Genomic DNA, 15305 nt, shown 5'->3' on the forward strand with positions numbered 1-15305 from the left:
CTCCAATCCAGCCAGCATCTTGAATCACAAACATCCGGCTTTGGGAATCCTACGATTCTCTCAAAATAGGAATCGCTCTAGCCGCCTGCCGCATATCGCGCGCATATCGCGCAGCCAACAGGACAAAGCCGCCCGAGCCGGGACACTCTGGCCTTTGCGGAGGCGTAAAGCTTCGGCGATGGGCAGGCCCATTCGGCTCTCCGCACATGGTTTTCTGTCCGCAAGCGCAGCCATGTCGCTGTGAATTTGCCAGCCGGTTTGGCCCAAATGGGGGAAGTGGCCCGGCCAAGATCTCGTAATGGTTGGTTTGCCCAGCCAGTTAGGAGACCACTAGGCGCAAAGCCTCTCTCGCCGTCACAGTCGCCGGCACGGCCTTCTTCAGTCTTTCCACTGTCGCATCGGCATGCGTGTCGATGGACCGCAACTTCGTCGTAGACAACTGCAATTATCGCGTCATGGGAAATTGCAAAGGCTCGGATGGCAGTTGGGGTGGCTTCGGACCCATCCGCCCGGGCGGTCGTGAGGTAACTTCCAAAAGACGCGATGCCGGCTGGGACGTCAGCTATTGCAATTACGATTCATGGGTGGCCGGCACATGTCGGCCGAAGGATCCCAGGCAGATGTAAGCCGCTTTCAAGCACGTCACTTTGCGCGCTCGGCTCGTTGCTGACGATGTGGCCGGCGTCGAACACCGGCCACTCTGTCGGTGCACGATAAATCCGTTACTGCTCCTTCTTGAACAGGTCCTGGAAGATCAGCTGGCCCCAAGTGCGGCCGCGTGCGTGCACCAGTGCGCCACCCTCGTTGAGCTTCCCCAGCTTGACCGGTGCGAACCCGAGTTGTTTGGCTAAGGCCGCCACGGGAGCGATCGCGTCCTCGTCGTCGCTCGACAGAAAGACGACCCGGTGCCCGCCCTCGACGATCGGATCGGCAGCCAAAGTGGCTGCAATCAGGTGATTGAACCCTTTGACGAGCTTGGCACCGGTGAACGCCTTTGCGACGAAGGCGGAGGACGGCAGACCGTCCAGCTCTTCAGGGGCTGGAAACACGTTCGTCGCGTCGATGATCGTCTTGCCTTCCCAGCTTGACAGCGCCTTCGCGACATCTGGGTGCGACTCGAAACGAACCGCCAGAAAGATGATGTCCGCCTTGATCGCTTCCGCCAGCGTTTTGGGGATAATCGTGGGTCCGATCGCGGCCGCATCGGCTGCAAAGCTTTCCGGGTCGCGCGTGGTTGCCACGGACACTTCGATGCCGTTGCGGGCAAACGCCTTGGCAAGAGCGTGGCCGATCTTGCCGAAGCCAATAATTGCATAGCTCATGTATATTCTCCTTCAGTTTACCACGCCCTGCGGGCCCGGAATATCGAATGGAATGAACGGCGGGGCGTAGCGTCAGATTTGCGCCAGGCCCCCGTCGACGGCGACCTCGCTGGCGGTCATGAAGCTGCTGTCGGGCGACGCGAGAAACGCAGCCGCCGCTCCAATCTCCGCCGGATCGGCCATGCGCTGGAGCGGGTTCATCGAGGCGAAGGCCTTCAAGCCCTCCTCCCCTATCGCTGCCTTCGCGAGTTCGGTCGCTGTCGGCCCGGGCGACAGCACGTTTACCCGGATGCCGGTGCCCTTCAGGTCCTCCGCCCAGCTCCGCGCAAGATTGCGCACGGCCGCCTTACTCGCGCTGTAGACGCTGAATGCGGGGGCGCCCGTGGTGCCGGCGCTCGATCCGGTCAGGATGATCGAACCGCCCTCGCCCATCAGTGGCAGCGCCTTCTGGACCGTGAATATCGTACCCTTCACATTGGTGTCGAAGGTTTCGTCAATGTGCTCGGCGGTGATCTCGCCGAGCGGAAGCAGGCCTCCCGCCCCGGCATTGGCGAAGACGATGTCGAGGGTTCCGCGCTCGGCCTTCACCGCCGCGTAGAGCCGGTCGAGGTCGGCCTCGTCGGAAACCGAGCCTTTCACCGCGCGGGCATTGGCCCCGAGGTTGGCCACAGCAGCGTCGAGCACATCCTGCCGACGGCCGAAAATGAAGACGAAAGCGCCCTCCTCGATGAAGCGCTTTGCAGCGGCGAGGCCGATGCCGGTGGCGCCACCCGTAATAACCGCAACCTTACCGTCTAGTTTTCCCATAACTCAATCCTTCCAGGCTCTGTCTTTGGTCGTTCGGGTAAGCCCCGAGAACCTCTAGATGGGCCCGTCAGAGTCACGCGGTGAGTGCGGAAGCGCGCACATCGGTGGTGCAAAATCGATCCGCTTTCAGGAACTGACGCCAGCCGTGACGATCCGTGTCCGCCATTCGGAATTGCGCCGCCCCTGTCGACATAAGCTATGATGTCCCGCCCGTACTGCTGTAGCATGCGTTAGATACGGGCTTTGGAAGGCGCACCGCGCGGTGCCGGATTGCACCATGATCGACTGGGATGACATTCGCTACTTTCTTGCCGTCGCGCGCGGAGGCTCGGTGCGGGCTGCCGGCGCGCAGCTCGGGGTGAATCACTCGACCGTGCTGCGACGCGTCGCCCGGCTCGAGGAACGCCTCGGAGCGCACATGTTCGAAAAGCTGCCTTCGGGCTACCGCCTGACGGCTGCGGGCGAGGAGGTCCTCGATCTCGCGAACCAGATGGAAGCGTCGTCGCACCAGCTGGAGACGCGCGTCTTCGGGCGCGACCAGGGTGTGCGCGGGCTTCTGCGGGTGACGCTGGCACCTCCCCTCGCGACACACCTGCTCATGCCGGACTTCGCCGATTTCGCGCGTCTGCACCCGGACATCGAGATGGAAATCCTGTCGTCCGGCGAGCTGGCAAATCTGACCAGCCGAGAGGCCGACGTCGCGATCCGCGTCGTCTACGACCGCAAAACCCTGCCGCTCAATCTTCACGGCCTGAAGGGACCGGAGGTGTTCGGCGGCGTCTACATGTCCCGCGATCGCCTGGCCGCGTGGCGTGCGGGCGCGCCTGATCCCATCCGGTGGATCGTCATAAGCGTTCATGGAATTCCAGAGTGGGCCGGCGCGGGTGAGGTTCGCACCGCGGGGGTTCCATTCAGGACCACGGACGCCGAGGCGCAGATCGTTGCCGTACGGCAAGGTCTCGGGATCACGACACTGCCGTGCTTCGTCGGAGATGCCGACCCCCTGCTGGTGAGGGTGCCGGGCACCGACCTGCACATGTACGGAACGCTCTGGCTTCTCACACAGGGGGAGACACGCAAGACGAAGCGCGTGCGGCTCTTCACGGAGTTCGTATCCCGCAGGCTCGCCGCCTACGCTCCGCTTTTCACGGGACTGTCCATATCGCGCGACTGACGCCCCGCGGGTCGACGCTGCGGTGGATAGGCGGACAGCGGCACCTATTGCGGTTGAAGATGCTCAGCCATGAAGTCGATGAACGCCTCAGTCTGGGCCTGATCTGTCGGCGGGCCGGCCAGAGAACATTGAACTGATCGGTCTCGGCGGGGGCATGGGCGGTGGAGGAATGGGCGGCGACGGAACAGGAGGTCTCGGAACGGATGCCCTCTCCGAAGATCGCTATGCTTCAGGACGCGTGACCAGTCGCTGATCTGACCTCAGGCCGAGCCATCGGATTGGTGCTCGGCAATCGTACTCAGAAAAACCTGGCCGAACTCCTTCAGCTTTGCCGCCCCAACCCCATTCACTTCAGCGAAGGCGTCGAGGTCGTTTGGGCGGCGCTCTGCCATGTCGATCAGGGTGCGATCGGAAAACACCACATAGGCCGGCACCTGGCGCTCCTTGGCGAGCCGCAGTCGCAAGGTCTTCAGCGCGGCCAGCAGCCCGGTGTCCACATCCGATTGCCCGAAATCCTGCCCGGAGCGCGTCTTGCCGCGCAAGGCGCGGCTGCGCACCTCGACGCGATAATGGAACGGCACCTCGCCACGGCCAAGCGCATGGCCTTTTTCGGCGATGGCGAGCCCGCCATGGCCGGCCGGATCCGGCATCAGGAACCCGCCGGCGACGAGCTGCCGGATTAGCGACAGCCAAGAGTCCTTCTTGTGCGCCAGTCCGCTGCCGAAGCTGGCGAGCCTCTGGTGGTTCCTGGCCAGCACCTTCTCGGTTTCATGGCCGAGCAGAATGTCGATGACATGGCCGGCACCGAAGCGTTCGCCACTCTGGGCGATGGCTGCCAGGATGATCCGCGCCTCCGCTCCGCCATCGGCGCGCGGCGCCTGGTCGAGGCAGGTGTCGCAATTGCCGCAAGGCTGCGCTTCTTCGCCGAAATAGCCGAGCAGCACCTGGCGGCGGCACTGCGCCGTCTCGCAATAGCCGATCAGCGTGTCGAGCCGGCCATGCGAGCGCCTCTTGTGCTCGGGCGGCGCATCCTCGTCGTCGATGAACATCCGGCGCATGCGGATATCGCCAAGGCCGAACAGCATATGCGCCTCGGCGTCCCGCCCATCGCGGCCGGCGCGGCCGATCTCCTGGTAGTAGGCCTCCAGGCTGCCCGGCATGTCGGTGTGGAAGACATAGGCGACATCAGGCTTGTCGATGCCCATGCCGAAAGCGATGGTCGCCACCATGACGACGCCTGAAAGGGTCATGAAGCTGTTCTGGTTGGCGTCTCGCGCCTCCTTGCTCATGCCGGCATGATAGGCGAGCGCGGTCACGCCGTTCTTCTCGAGGAAGGCCGCCATCTCCTCCGTCTTCTTGCGCGACAGGCAGTAGACGATGCCGCTGCGGCCGGGATGGCGCGCGACGAAGCGCAGCAATTGCCGCTTGCTGTCCTGCTTGGCCTCGATGGCAAGCTTGATGTTCGGCCGGTCGAAGCCCAGCACCAGGGTCTCGACGCGCTCGGCAAATAGCCGGGATTCGATGTCGGTGCGCGTGCCTTCGTCTGCCGTTGCCGTCAGCGCGATGATCGGCACGTTGGGAAAGATGCCGCGCAGACGCGACAGGTCCTCGTATTCGCGCCGGAACGCCGGCCCCCATTGCGAAATGCAATGGGCCTCGTCGACGGCGATCAGGCTGACATCGAGCCTGGCCAGCGCCTCGAGCATCCGCTCGGTCATCAGCCGCTCCGGCGCGAGATAGAGCAGGCGCGTCTGGCCTGAGGCGACGCGACGCCATGCGGCGATATTGGCATCGCGGTCGATCGAGGAATTGATCGTGTCGGCCGCCACGCCGGCAAGCCGCAAGGCGGCGACCTGATCCTGCATCAGCGCCACCAGCGGCGAAACGACAATGGTGAGCCCACCCAGGACCAGTGCCGGCACTTGGTAGCAGAGCGATTTGCCCGCACCTGTCGGCATGACGGCCAGCACATGACGCCCAGCCAGCAGCGCGTCCATGACATCGGCCTGGCCGGGGCGAAAATCATCGAAGCCGAACACGTCTTTCAGCACGCGCCGCTTGGGATCTCGCTCTTCTGTCGCGACGGCCGCCGGTGCCTGCATCACCGCGCGTCCACGGTCGGCGTGCTTATTGGCATGTCATAGCCGAACTCGGCGCAGAAACGCCGGACGCCGACGAGAAATGCCGGGGGCAGACCGTCGAGATAGGTCCTGAATTCTTCATTCCGTTCCCATTTTCTCAACGAAGCCACCCGGATCGGATTGTCCGGATCCTCGCTGAAACGAATGCGCGGTGTCAGTCCGAACGACTGCGCGATTCTGTCCTGCTGCGCATCGGGCGCGCCGATCATGTCTTCGTAGCGGACAAAGAGTATCTGCCGGTGCGGTTGTGCCTTCTTCAGCCGGGTCAGCGCGTCGTATTCGGCCAGCCAGCGATGCGGCGTGACGTGGAACCGACGCTCGTGGCGTGTTTGCGGATGCGAACTTGTCAGCGTGTCGAATGGATGGCGCACACAATAGATCAAGCCGATGGAGGGAGGTAGCTTCGCCAGATGCGCAAAACCGCGCGCATCGCGCTTGACGACGAGGTTCGATTCCGGCCGATCCAGCATGTCCAGCATTGTGTATCGCGCTTCGGGCGGATGGACGAAAATATCCCCGAAACACCTCATCAGCCGCTGTGTCAGCGTCGTCCCGCTGCGCGCGCAGCCCGAAATGAAAATTCTGTTGGCGGGCGTTGCGCGTGCGTATGTGCGTCTTTGCATGCGCTGTTTCAGAGACAGCGGCACGAATCGCAGAAACTCCCGCATAACCCTTCGCGCGGCCGCTCCAAACGCAGCCTCAAGCCTGCGCGCGCCCTTCATCCGCAATTCCGCTGGCGCAATGCGGCAACCCGATCTTGCATCAGGGCCACCCGGGACGAAACGCGCCGCCTGCGGGCCACGGCCAAGATGCTCATCGCCGATGCCTGCATCAGGCAGACACCGGGCTGCAATTTCGTGGATTGGAGAGGATGTGGAAACCGGTCAAAACGACTCTCCGCATGGGCACCTTGCCTTAGCGCAGCTGACACCGGACCACAACCAGAACAAGCCGGCACAAGGAAAGCCTGCGGCGCGAACGCGGAAGCTGACCGATTGATCCAAGGCTCGCCGCAGCACCTTCCCTTGCGAGACCTGCACCCCCGCTGGATTCCGCCACGCACCACGATGTAAGCTCGGCCCGACAAGTCAGGGAGGGCGCGATGCTGCAGGCCATTCAGGATGCTCTCGGCGAGCGGTTTCGGTTGCAGCGTGCTGCCTTCGAGGCGCAGCCTTTCCCCAACTTTGGCATCCGCAAGGATCGCCTGAAACGCCTGTTGGCGTTGACCGAGCGGCATGAAGCCGACATCTGCACCGCCATCGACACCGACTTTGGCGGCCGTTCCGCGCATGAGACGCGTCTTGCGGAACTGTTCGTCGTGCGCGCCGGTATCCGCCACGCGCTGTCGCACCTCAGGGGCTGGATGCGCGAACGCCGCGTCGCCACCACTATGCCGTTCCTGCCGGGCAGAAATCGCCTCCTTCCGCAGCCACTGGGTGTCGTCGGCATCGTGTCGCCCTGGAATTATCCTTTCCAGCTCGCTGTCGCGCCGGTCACCGCGGCCCTTGCCGCCGGCAACCGCGTACTCATAAAACCTTCCGAACTGACGCCGACATTTTCAACGCTGCTGGCCAAACTCGTTGCCGAGCATTTCGCACCCGATGAGCTCAGCGTCATCAGCGGCGACGCGGAGATGGGAAAGGCCTTCGTGTCGATGCCTTTCGATCATTTGCTGTTCACCGGCTCGACCGCGGTCGGACGCCAGGTCGCGATAGCCGCGGCAGCCAACCTGACCCCGGTCACGCTCGAACTCGGCGGCAAGTCGCCGGCAATCTTCGATCCGTCATGCGACCTCGACGCGGCGGTATCCAGCATTGCCTACGGCAAGCTGTTGAATGCCGGGCAGACCTGCATCGCGCCGGATTATCTTCTGGTCCCGAAGGGGCGAGCAGACGCGGTCGCCGCGAAGCTCGCAACGGCGATCGCGAAGCTCTACCCGACCCTGCGCGACAACCCCGATTATACCGCCATCATCAGCGATCGGCACCACCAGCGCCTGCGCGACATGATCACTGAAGCGCGTGACGCCGGCGCCGATGTCACCGAAATCAACCCGGCCAGTGAGGAGCTTGGCGGTACCAGCCGGAAATTGCTGCCGACCCTGGTCCGCAATGCCGGCGCGCACCTGCGGCTGATGCGCGAAGAGATTTTTGGGCCGGTGCTGCCCATCGTAGAATATACCGGGATCGACGAGGCAATCGCGCATGTGAATGGGGCGGACCGGCCGCTGGCGCTCTACTGGTTCGGGCGCGACAGCGGCAACCGTCAACGCATCCTGCATGAGACCGTCGCCGGCGGCGTCACCATCAACGACTGCATGCTGCATCTGGTGCAGGAGAACCAGCCTTTCGGCGGCGTCGGCGCCAGCGGCGTGGGCGCCTATCACGGCGAATGGGGCTTTCGCACCTTCAGCAAGGAGAAGCCGGTTTTCCTGCAGTCCCGGCTGAGCGCGGGAGCCTTGTTGCGCCCGCCCTACGGCAAGACGTTCGAGCGGCTCTTCAGCCTGCTCCGGCATATCACCTGACCGAACACCCGGCGCGTTAAGCCTATGTTCACCATCATGCGGCAGGTTCGCATCCTGCGGTCATGTCTTGAGTACCGCGGCGCCACAAGCGCCCAGGCAACAACCCGCGCCTCTTTTGAGGTGCGGGTCTTCCCTGGCTAGCCGAGGAAATCGGCCCGGTGCGGCGTGAAGCTGTCGACCAGCCGCCCTGCTTCCAGCGCCTTGACGCCGTGCACCAGACCGGACGGCACAATGAAGCTGCCGCCGGTCTCGATGGTTTCGGTCCTACCGTCGATGGTCACCTCGAAGCGGCCCTCGGCGACATAGCTAGCCTGGACGTGTGGGTGCGAATGCAGGGCGCCGACGCCACCCTTGTCGAAGCCGAATTCGACCAGCATCAACTCGTCGGTATGCAGGAGAACGCGTCGCCTGTTGCCGTCCGGGGTCGGCGTCCAGGCGCCCTCGCCGGCATGCGCGAAAATCTTTGTGGTCATCGTCGTCTCCTCATCGCGCAAGCCAGCCGCCATCCACAGGCACCACCGCTCCATGCATGTAGTTCGACGCCGGCGCCAGCAGGAACACGGCGGCGTCGCCAATGTCGCCCGCTTCCCCCCAGCGACCGGCCGGGATCCGCGCCAGGATGGCGGCGCTGCGGTCGGGATCGGCGCGCAGCGCCTGCGTGTTGTTGGTCTCGATATAGCCCGGCGCGATGGCGTTGACGTTGATGCCTTTTTGCGCCCATTCGCAGGCGAGCAGCCGGGTGATGCCGAGCACGCCATGCTTCGAGGCCGTGTAAGACGCGACACGGATGCCGCCCTGAAAGCCCAGCACCGAGGCGATGTTGACGATCTTGCCTTTCCGCTCAGCGGCCAAGGCACGCCTTGCAAAGCTTTGGCAGAGCAAGAAAACCGTCTTCAGGTTGACGTCCATGACGTCGTCCCAATCGGCCTCTCTGAGATCGACGGCATCGGCGCGGCGGATGATGCCGGCATTGTTGACCAGCCCGTCGAGCGGACCGCTTTCGTCCCAGATCCGGTCGAGCAACAGGCCGGCGGCCGAAGTGTCGGCAAGGTCGGCGCTCACCGCTTCGAATTGCCCGCCCACCGCCGCAATCTTGTCTGCCGTATCGTCCATCGACGAGCGGCCGACGCCGACCACCGCGCCCCCGGCGCGTGCGACGCACACGGCGATGCCTTGGCCGATGCCAGTGTTGGCGCCGGTGACCAGGATACGTTTTCCGGTAAGGCTGAAGGGGTCGCTCACCGCAGATCCCCCAACGCCACCGGGTCGACATCGGTATAGTCGACATTGTCGCCGGCCATCGCCCAGATGAAAGCATAATTGGAAGTGCCGGCACCGGAGTGGATCGACCATCCCGGCGACAGCACCGCCTCCTCATTGCCCATGACGATATGGCGCGTCTCGTCAGGCTCGCCCATGAAATGGAAGACGCGCGCCGTCTCGGCCAGGTCGAAATAGAGATAGGCCTCCATGCGCCGGTCATGCACATGGCATGGCATGGTGTTCCACACCGATCCTGGAGCCAACTGAGTCATGCCGACCACCAGCTGGCAGGTCTTCACGCCCTCGGCATGGATGAACTGGAAGATCGAACGCTCGTTGCAGGTGTCCTTGCTGCCGAGATCGAGGCGCTTGGCGTCGCCGATGCGGATCAGCCGGCTGGGCCAGGCCTGATGCGCAGGCGCGCTGAGCAGATAGAATTTAGCCGGCGCGGTCTTGTCCACCGAGGCGAAGGACACGTCGGTGGTGCCCATGCCGAGATAGAGCATGTCGCGCGCCTGCAATTCGAAGGACTGGCCGCCGGCCGTGATGACGCCCGCGCCGCCGATGTTGACGGCGATCAGTTCGCGACGGTCGAGAAAGTTCTTCGTGCCGGTCGGCTTGATCGCTTCCAGCGGCAGCGGTGCGCCAGTCGGCACGGCGCCACCAACGATCATGCGGTCGTAATGGGTGTAGGTCAGGCTGATGCGGCCGCGCTGGAACAGGCCGTCAATGTGGAAATTGTGACGCAGCTCATCGGTTCCCATCGCCGCGGCGGCGACCGGGTCGATGGCAAAGCGTGATGTACAGTCGATATGGCTCTGGCTCATTTTCGTCCTGACTTGAGATGGGTCATTTGCCGGCGGCGGCCTTGACCGAACTGGAATAAAAAGCCTGACGTGCATGCAGCCGCTCGCGGTAACGCTGCTGGCTGGCGGTGAGGTGTGCGCGCATCGCCTCGCGCGCGGCCTCGGCATCGCCAGAGGTAATGGCGTTGAGGATCACCAGGTGCTCGCGTTGCAGCCCGCGCTGGTAGCTGTCGGATTGCGCCAGTTCGGTCGACCAGGGCGAAGTCACGTCGCACGGGATGGCGCGCCGGCCGAGCACGTCGAGCATCTCGACATAGAAGGGGTTGCTGGTGGCGCTGGCGATGGCGCGATGGAAGGCGAGGTCGGCCGGACCGGTCGGCTCGCTGGCAAGCAGCAGCCGCTCGAATTCGAAGAAGGCTTCCTGGATCGCCGCCTCCTGCGCGGCGTTGCGACGGATGGCGGCGAGCCCGGCCGATTCGATCTCGATCGCCAGCCGCACTTCGAGCACGTTGAGTGCGATCGAATCCTTGCTGCCCATGTCGGCGGCCAGCGCGCCGAACATTGTCGAGATGTGCTCTGTGACGAAGACGCCGGCGCCCTGGCGCGGTTCGACCAGCCCGTCGGCGGCAAGCTTGGCAAGCGCCTCGCGGATGACGGTGCGGCTGACGCCGAAGGTTTCGGTCAGTTGGCCTTCGGTCGGTAATTTATGGCCGGGCAGGATCTCACCCGCCTGCAACTGCTTGCGGATCGTCGCGACCACGGTCTCCGACAGTTTGGGTTTTCTCTCGACCCTGAGGTCGGTTGCGGTGTCCGATGCCATGTCGCCCCTATTTGAAGACGCTCGGTAGCCAGAGCGAAATGGCCGGAATGTAAGTGACGAGCCCCAGTACCACGAGCCCGGCCCCATAGAACGGCCAGATCGAGCGCATCGCTTCCCAGACGGATATCTTGCCCACTGCGCACGCCACGAACTGCACAGCGCCCACCGGCGGCGTATTCAGCCCGATGCCGAAGTTGAGGATCATGATGACGCCAAAATGCACCGGGTCGACGCCGTAGGCTTGCGCCACGGGCAGGAAGATCGGCGTGCAGATGATGATCGTCGGCCCCATATCCATGAAGGTGCCGAGGAACAGCATCAAGACGTTGAGCAGGAGAAGCACGACCAGCGGATCCTCCGAGATCGCGTTCATGGAGGCTATGAGCGCTGCCGGCACTTTCAGGAAGGCCATCAACCACGAGAACGCCGCCGCCATGCCGATGATGAGCAGCACCATGGCCGTGGTGCGCACGGCACCATGGGTAGCATGAACGAAACCTTCCCAAGTCATCTGCCGGTAAACGAAGACAGTAACGAGCAACGCATAGATGACCGCGACGCAGGAACTCTCGGTCGCCGTGAAAACGCCCGATCGTACGCCACCGAAGATGATCGCGATCAGCAGCAGGCCGGGCACCGCGACAGCGAAGAGATGCGCGACGGCGGTGAAGCCCGGAAACGGCTCGGTCGGATAGCCGCGGGAGCGCGCCACGAAATAGGCGGTGATCATCAGCGACAGGGCCAACAGCAGGCCCGGAATGATGCCGGCCGTGAACAGGTCGGCGATGGAGATCTTTCCACCTGCCGAGATCGAGTAGATGATCATGTTGTGCGACGGCGGCAGGAGCAGCGCGATCAGCGCCGCCATCGACGTGACGTTGACTGCGTAATCCGCTCCATATCCACGCGCCTTCATCTGCGGGATCATCAAGCCGCCGACCGCCGCTGCCTCGGCCACCGCGGAGCCCGAAATGCCGCCGAACAGTGTAGCGGTCGCAATGTTGACCTGCCCGAGGCCGCCGCGCAAATGGCCAACGAGCGAGCCGGCGAAGGCAACGATCTTGCTGGCGATGCCGCCGCGCACCATCAAGTCGCCGGCATAGATGAAGAAGGGAATGGCCAGCAGCGAAAAGACGCTCATGCCGGAATTCAGGCGCTGGAACACGATGAGCGGCGGCAGGCCCATGTAGAGGACGGTGGCAAAGCTTGCGACGCCGAGGCAGAAAGCGATCGGCGTGCCTATAAGCATCAGAAGGGTGAAGACGCCGAAGAGGATCCAGAGTTCCATGGCGTCAGACCTTCACGTTCGCCGTGTCGAGTTCGGTTGCGACTTCCGCCGGCGGCAGTTCATCGAGCACATCGTCGATCGGCGCACCGGAGAGACGAAGCACGATGCGCTCCAGCGTGAAGAGCGCGACGAGCACGCCTCCCGCGACCAGCGGGACGTAGTCCCAGCCCCCCGATATGCCGAGCGACGGCAAGGTAGCGCCCCAGGTCAATGCGACCAGTTGGCTGCCATACCAGATCATACCGATGCCGAAGGCGAGCGCGACGAGGTCCGAGATCATCCGCAGCCAACGCTTGCCGCCTTTGGGCAGCACGTAGAGCAGGACGTCGAAGCCGAGGTGATAGTTCTCGCGCACCCCGACGGCAGCGCCGAGGAAAATGAACCAGCTCATCAGCATCACCGAGCCCTGCTCGGTCCAGCTTGGCGAGCGGTTCAGGACATAACGACCGAACACCTGCCAGGCGACGAAGGCGGTCATCAGCACCAGCCCGATGCCTGCGACCCATAGCGCCGCTGTGCTGACGCGCGACATCATGCGGGCGACGCCGGACAGGGGCAGTCTATGTTCTGGGCTGGAGGTCACCGGTTCTCTCCGCAAGGGGGATGGCGGCGCGGAATGCCCGCGCCGCCGCTTGATCACTGCACGGCCTTGATGGCTTCGACCATGGCCTTCAGCTTGTCGTCCTTGACGTGCTTCTCGTAGACCGGACCCATGGCGTCGATGAAGGGCTGCTTGTCCGGCGTCGTGATCTGCGAACCGGCCGCTTCGACTTTGGCGCGCGATTCCTTGACCTTGGCGGTCCACAGCTCGCGCTGCCTGGCGACGCTCTCCTTGGCGGCCGCCTTGAAGATCGCCTGATCCTCTGGCGTCAGCTTGTCCCAGCTCGACTTCGCCATGACGAAGGCTTCCGGCACCATAGTGTGCTCGTCGAGCGAATAGAACTTGGCGACTTCCGCATGCTTTGCGGTGTCGTAGCTCGGAAAATTGTTTTCCGCGCCGTCAATGACCCCGGTCTCGATCGCCGAATACACCTCGCCATACGGCATCGGCGTCGCGTTGGCGCCGAGTGCCGCCACCATGTCGACGAAGATGTCGGACTGGATGACGCGGAACTTCATGCCGGCCAGATCGGCTAATGAGTTGATCGGTTTCTTCGAATTGTAGAAGGAGCGCGCGCCACTGTCATAAAAGGCGAGCAGCACCAGCCCGACCTGTTCGAACGCCGCCGCGATCTGGTCGCCGACCGCCCCGTCCATGACCTTGTGCATATGGTCTTCCGAGCGGAAGATGTAGGGCAGCGAGGGCACAGTGGTTTCGGGAATGAGCCCGTTGAACGGCGCCATCGAGATGCGGTTGAGGTCGATCACGCCGGTGCGAACCTGCTCGATCGTGTCCTTTTCTTCGCCTAGCTGCGCGGAATGATAGAGCTCGACCGCATAGCGGCCGGCCGTACGCTCCTTTACAAGCTCGCCGAAATATTTGACTGCCTCGACCGTCGGATAGCCGTCCGGGTGGGTGTCGGACGAGCGCAGAACCGTCTGGGCACTTGCCGTTCCGGCCATCAGTGCGGCGGCGAGCAGCGCAGCTCCCGTCAGTCTTGAAAAATGCAACATGGTTTCCTCCCTTTGCATTGCGGGCGAGTTGCCCCTTCAGAGCCGATACGCCTTTTTCGCCAGCGTATAGGTCAGTTCCCGCGCCAGCTCATGCGCCTCGTCCTCGCGCAGCCTGTGCTCGGCGACGAGACGCGCCAGGAACGCGCAGTCGACTCGCCGCGCCACATCGTGACGCGCCGGGATCGAGGGAAAGGCACGGGTGTCGTCGTTGAAACCGACGGTGTTGTAGAAGCCGGCCGTCTCGGTGGTCATCTCGCGGAAGCGCCGCATGCCTTCCGGGCTGTCGTGGAACCACCAGGCCGGCCCGAGCTTCAGCGCCGGGTAGACACCGGCCAGCGGCGCCAGCTCGCGCGCATAGCTGGTCTCGTCGAGCGTGAAGAGGATGACGGTGAGGTCGCGCTCCAGCCCGACGCAGTCGAGCAGCGGCTTCAGCGCCGTCACATAGTCGGTCCGGGTCGGGATATCGAAGCCCTTGTCGCGGCCGAATTTTTGGAAGATTGCGGGCGAATGGTTGCGCCAGGAGCCGGGATGGATCTGCAGGACCAGCCCATCGTCGAGGCTCATCTTGGCCATCTCGGTGAGCATCTGGGCGCGGAACAGTTTTCGCTCGCGCTCATCGTCGGAACCACGGCGAACCCGATTGAACAGCTCTTGCGCCGCCGCATCCGAAAGATTGGCGGTCTCGGCCGTCGGATGGCCATGATCCGACGAAGTCGCGCCGAAGCTTTTGAAGAAGGCGCGCCGCTGGCGATGCGCATCGAGATAGCCGGCCCAATTGCCGGTGTCGCAGCCGGTGATCTCGCCGAGCCGATCGAGATTGGTTGAAAACCCTTCGAAATCGGGATCGACGACAGCATCCGGCCGATAAGCGGTGACCACACGGCCCTGCCAGTCGCTGTCGCGGATCATCTGGTGCCATTTGAGATCGTCGAGCGCGCCTTCCGTGGTCGCGATGACCTCGATGTTGAAACGCTCGAACAGCGCGCGCGGGCGAAAATTCTCCCACTGCAGCAGCGTCGCGATGGTGTCGTAGTGGCGGTCGGCGGTCGCGGCGGTCAGCGGTTCGTCGATGCCGAACAGATCGGCAAGTACGTGGTCGAACCACAGCCGGGTCGGTGTGCCCCGAAACAGATAATAGTGCTCGGCAAAGCGCCGCCAGATCGTCCGGCCGTCGGTTTCGACAGGCGCGCCGTCCAGCGTCGCGACGCCGAGATCCTCGAGGCGGACGCCCTGGCTGAACAGCATGCGGAAGATGTAGTGATCCGGGACGATGAGCAGTTGCGCCGGATCCGGGAATGGCTCGTTCAGCGCATACCAGCGCGGATCGGTGTGGCCATGCGGGCTGACAAGGGGCAGGTCCTTGATCCCGGCATAGAGATCACGGGCAATCGCGCGCGAATGCGCCTCGGCGGGAAACAGCAGATCCGCATGGGTCAGTGTCACGGTCATCCTCCCAAGGCCACTATCGGTAGGGGCGGCAAGAAATAATGTCAACATACAAAAATCTGATTGTTGTATGATGACTTTTCGACCCATTGTGTGGCAG

14 protein-coding genes are annotated in these 15305 nt (G+C 63.6%); 2 read left to right on the plus strand and 12 right to left on the minus strand.

Annotation, left to right across the window (positions count from 1 at the left end; all coding sequences use genetic code 11):
- Positions 1-722: 722 nt before the first annotated feature.
- Together NKH97_RS28515 and NKH97_RS28520 are read right to left on the minus strand one after the other, a co-directional pair.
- On the minus strand, positions 723-1322 hold the full coding sequence (locus NKH97_RS28515) for an NADPH-dependent F420 reductase (RefSeq protein ID WP_352611364.1): 600 nt from the start codon (positions 1320-1322) through the stop codon (positions 723-725).
- Between the two features lie 72 nt (positions 1323-1394).
- The gene (locus NKH97_RS28520; protein WP_352611363.1) at positions 1395-2129 is read right to left on the minus strand and encodes an SDR family NAD(P)-dependent oxidoreductase; all 735 of its coding nucleotides are present in this window, start codon (positions 2127-2129) and stop codon (positions 1395-1397) included.
- Positions 2130-2406: 277 nt separating this feature from the next.
- Here NKH97_RS28520 and NKH97_RS28525 point away from each other — a divergent pair, with 277 nt between their 5' ends.
- Positions 2407-3303 carry a LysR family transcriptional regulator gene (locus NKH97_RS28525; protein ID WP_352799227.1) on the plus strand — a complete coding sequence of 299 codons (897 nt, stop codon included), beginning with the start codon at positions 2407-2409 and terminating at the stop codon, positions 3301-3303.
- Between the two features lie 260 nt (positions 3304-3563).
- Here the strand turns inward: NKH97_RS28525 and recQ are convergent, their stop codons facing one another.
- A complete protein-coding gene (recQ, locus tag NKH97_RS28530; protein WP_352750602.1) occupies positions 3564-5405 on the minus strand; it encodes a DNA helicase RecQ in 1842 nt (613 codons plus the stop codon).
- Entirely contained in the window at positions 5405-6166 is a 762-nt protein-coding gene (locus NKH97_RS28535; protein ID WP_128304054.1) for a sulfotransferase family protein, read from the minus strand. The genes recQ and NKH97_RS28535 overlap by 1 nt, the downstream gene beginning before the upstream one ends.
- A gap of 380 nt (positions 6167-6546) precedes the next feature.
- Here NKH97_RS28535 and NKH97_RS28540 point away from each other — a divergent pair, with 380 nt between their 5' ends.
- Positions 6547-7968 (plus strand): coniferyl aldehyde dehydrogenase, encoded by a 1422-nt coding sequence (locus tag NKH97_RS28540; protein WP_352611360.1) that lies wholly within the window; start codon positions 6547-6549, stop codon positions 7966-7968.
- A gap of 137 nt (positions 7969-8105) precedes the next feature.
- Here the strand turns inward: NKH97_RS28540 and NKH97_RS28545 are convergent, their stop codons facing one another.
- The 8 genes from NKH97_RS28545 to uxaC form a co-directional block, all read right to left on the minus strand.
- Positions 8106-8441 carry a cupin domain-containing protein gene (locus tag NKH97_RS28545; RefSeq protein ID WP_023811768.1) on the minus strand — a complete coding sequence of 112 codons (336 nt, stop codon included), beginning with the start codon at positions 8439-8441 and terminating at the stop codon, positions 8106-8108.
- Positions 8442-8451: 10 nt separating this feature from the next.
- On the minus strand, positions 8452-9210 hold the full coding sequence (gene kduD, locus NKH97_RS28550; protein WP_023811767.1) for a 2-dehydro-3-deoxy-D-gluconate 5-dehydrogenase KduD: 759 nt from the start codon (positions 9208-9210) through the stop codon (positions 8452-8454).
- Positions 9207-10058 carry a 5-dehydro-4-deoxy-D-glucuronate isomerase gene (kduI, locus tag NKH97_RS28555; RefSeq protein ID WP_128304057.1) on the minus strand — a complete coding sequence of 284 codons (852 nt, stop codon included), beginning with the start codon at positions 10056-10058 and terminating at the stop codon, positions 9207-9209. Before kduI ends, kduD begins: the two co-directional genes overlap by 4 nt.
- 22 nt (positions 10059-10080) lie before the next feature.
- A complete protein-coding gene (locus NKH97_RS28560) occupies positions 10081-10857 on the minus strand; it encodes a FadR/GntR family transcriptional regulator (protein ID WP_128304058.1) in 777 nt (258 codons plus the stop codon).
- A 7-nt stretch (positions 10858-10864) separates the two neighbouring features.
- Entirely contained in the window at positions 10865-12145 is a 1281-nt protein-coding gene (locus NKH97_RS28565) for a TRAP transporter large permease (RefSeq protein ID WP_023811764.1), read from the minus strand.
- 4 nt (positions 12146-12149) lie between these two features.
- On the minus strand, positions 12150-12680 hold the full coding sequence (locus NKH97_RS28570; protein WP_031213442.1) for a TRAP transporter small permease: 531 nt from the start codon (positions 12678-12680) through the stop codon (positions 12150-12152).
- Between the two features lie 101 nt (positions 12681-12781).
- On the minus strand, positions 12782-13759 hold the full coding sequence (locus NKH97_RS28575; protein WP_023811762.1) for a TRAP transporter substrate-binding protein: 978 nt from the start codon (positions 13757-13759) through the stop codon (positions 12782-12784).
- A 36-nt stretch (positions 13760-13795) separates the two neighbouring features.
- A complete protein-coding gene (gene uxaC / locus NKH97_RS28580; RefSeq protein ID WP_352441008.1) occupies positions 13796-15208 on the minus strand; it encodes a glucuronate isomerase in 1413 nt (470 codons plus the stop codon).
- Between the last annotated feature and the right edge of the window lie 97 nt (positions 15209-15305).

Origin of the sequence: Mesorhizobium sp. M0870, assembly GCF_040319775.1 — a bacterium.
Lineage (GTDB): Bacteria > Pseudomonadota > Alphaproteobacteria > Rhizobiales > Rhizobiaceae > Mesorhizobium.

Bases quoted from the DNA above. Each gene is read 5' to 3' on its own strand.
- NKH97_RS28515 (WP_352611364.1), bottom strand. From the start codon at position 1,322: ATGAGCTATGCAATTATTGGCTTCGGCAAGATCGGCCACGCTCTTGCC.
- NKH97_RS28520 (WP_352611363.1), bottom strand. From the start codon at position 2,129: ATGGGAAAACTAGACGGTAAGGTTGCGGTTATTACGGGTGGCGCCACC.
- NKH97_RS28525 (WP_352799227.1), top strand. From the start codon at position 2,407: ATGATCGACTGGGATGACATTCGCTACTTTCTTGCCGTCGCGCGCGGA.
- recQ (WP_352750602.1), bottom strand. From the start codon at position 5,405: ATGCAGGCACCGGCGGCCGTCGCGACAGAAGAGCGAGATCCCAAGCGG.
- NKH97_RS28535 (WP_128304054.1), bottom strand. From the start codon at position 6,166: ATGAAGGGCGCGCGCAGGCTTGAGGCTGCGTTTGGAGCGGCCGCGCGA.
- NKH97_RS28540 (WP_352611360.1), top strand. From the start codon at position 6,547: ATGCTGCAGGCCATTCAGGATGCTCTCGGCGAGCGGTTTCGGTTGCAG.
- NKH97_RS28545 (WP_023811768.1), bottom strand. From the start codon at position 8,441: ATGACCACAAAGATTTTCGCGCATGCCGGCGAGGGCGCCTGGACGCCG.
- kduI (WP_128304057.1), bottom strand. From the start codon at position 10,058: ATGAGCCAGAGCCATATCGACTGTACATCACGCTTTGCCATCGACCCG.
- NKH97_RS28560 (WP_128304058.1), bottom strand. From the start codon at position 10,857: ATGGCATCGGACACCGCAACCGACCTCAGGGTCGAGAGAAAACCCAAA.
- NKH97_RS28565 (WP_023811764.1), bottom strand. From the start codon at position 12,145: ATGGAACTCTGGATCCTCTTCGGCGTCTTCACCCTTCTGATGCTTATA.
- NKH97_RS28570 (WP_031213442.1), bottom strand. From the start codon at position 12,680: ATGATGTCGCGCGTCAGCACAGCGGCGCTATGGGTCGCAGGCATCGGG.
- NKH97_RS28575 (WP_023811762.1), bottom strand. From the start codon at position 13,759: ATGTTGCATTTTTCAAGACTGACGGGAGCTGCGCTGCTCGCCGCCGCA.
- uxaC (WP_352441008.1), bottom strand. From the start codon at position 15,208: ATGACCGTGACACTGACCCATGCGGATCTGCTGTTTCCCGCCGAGGCG.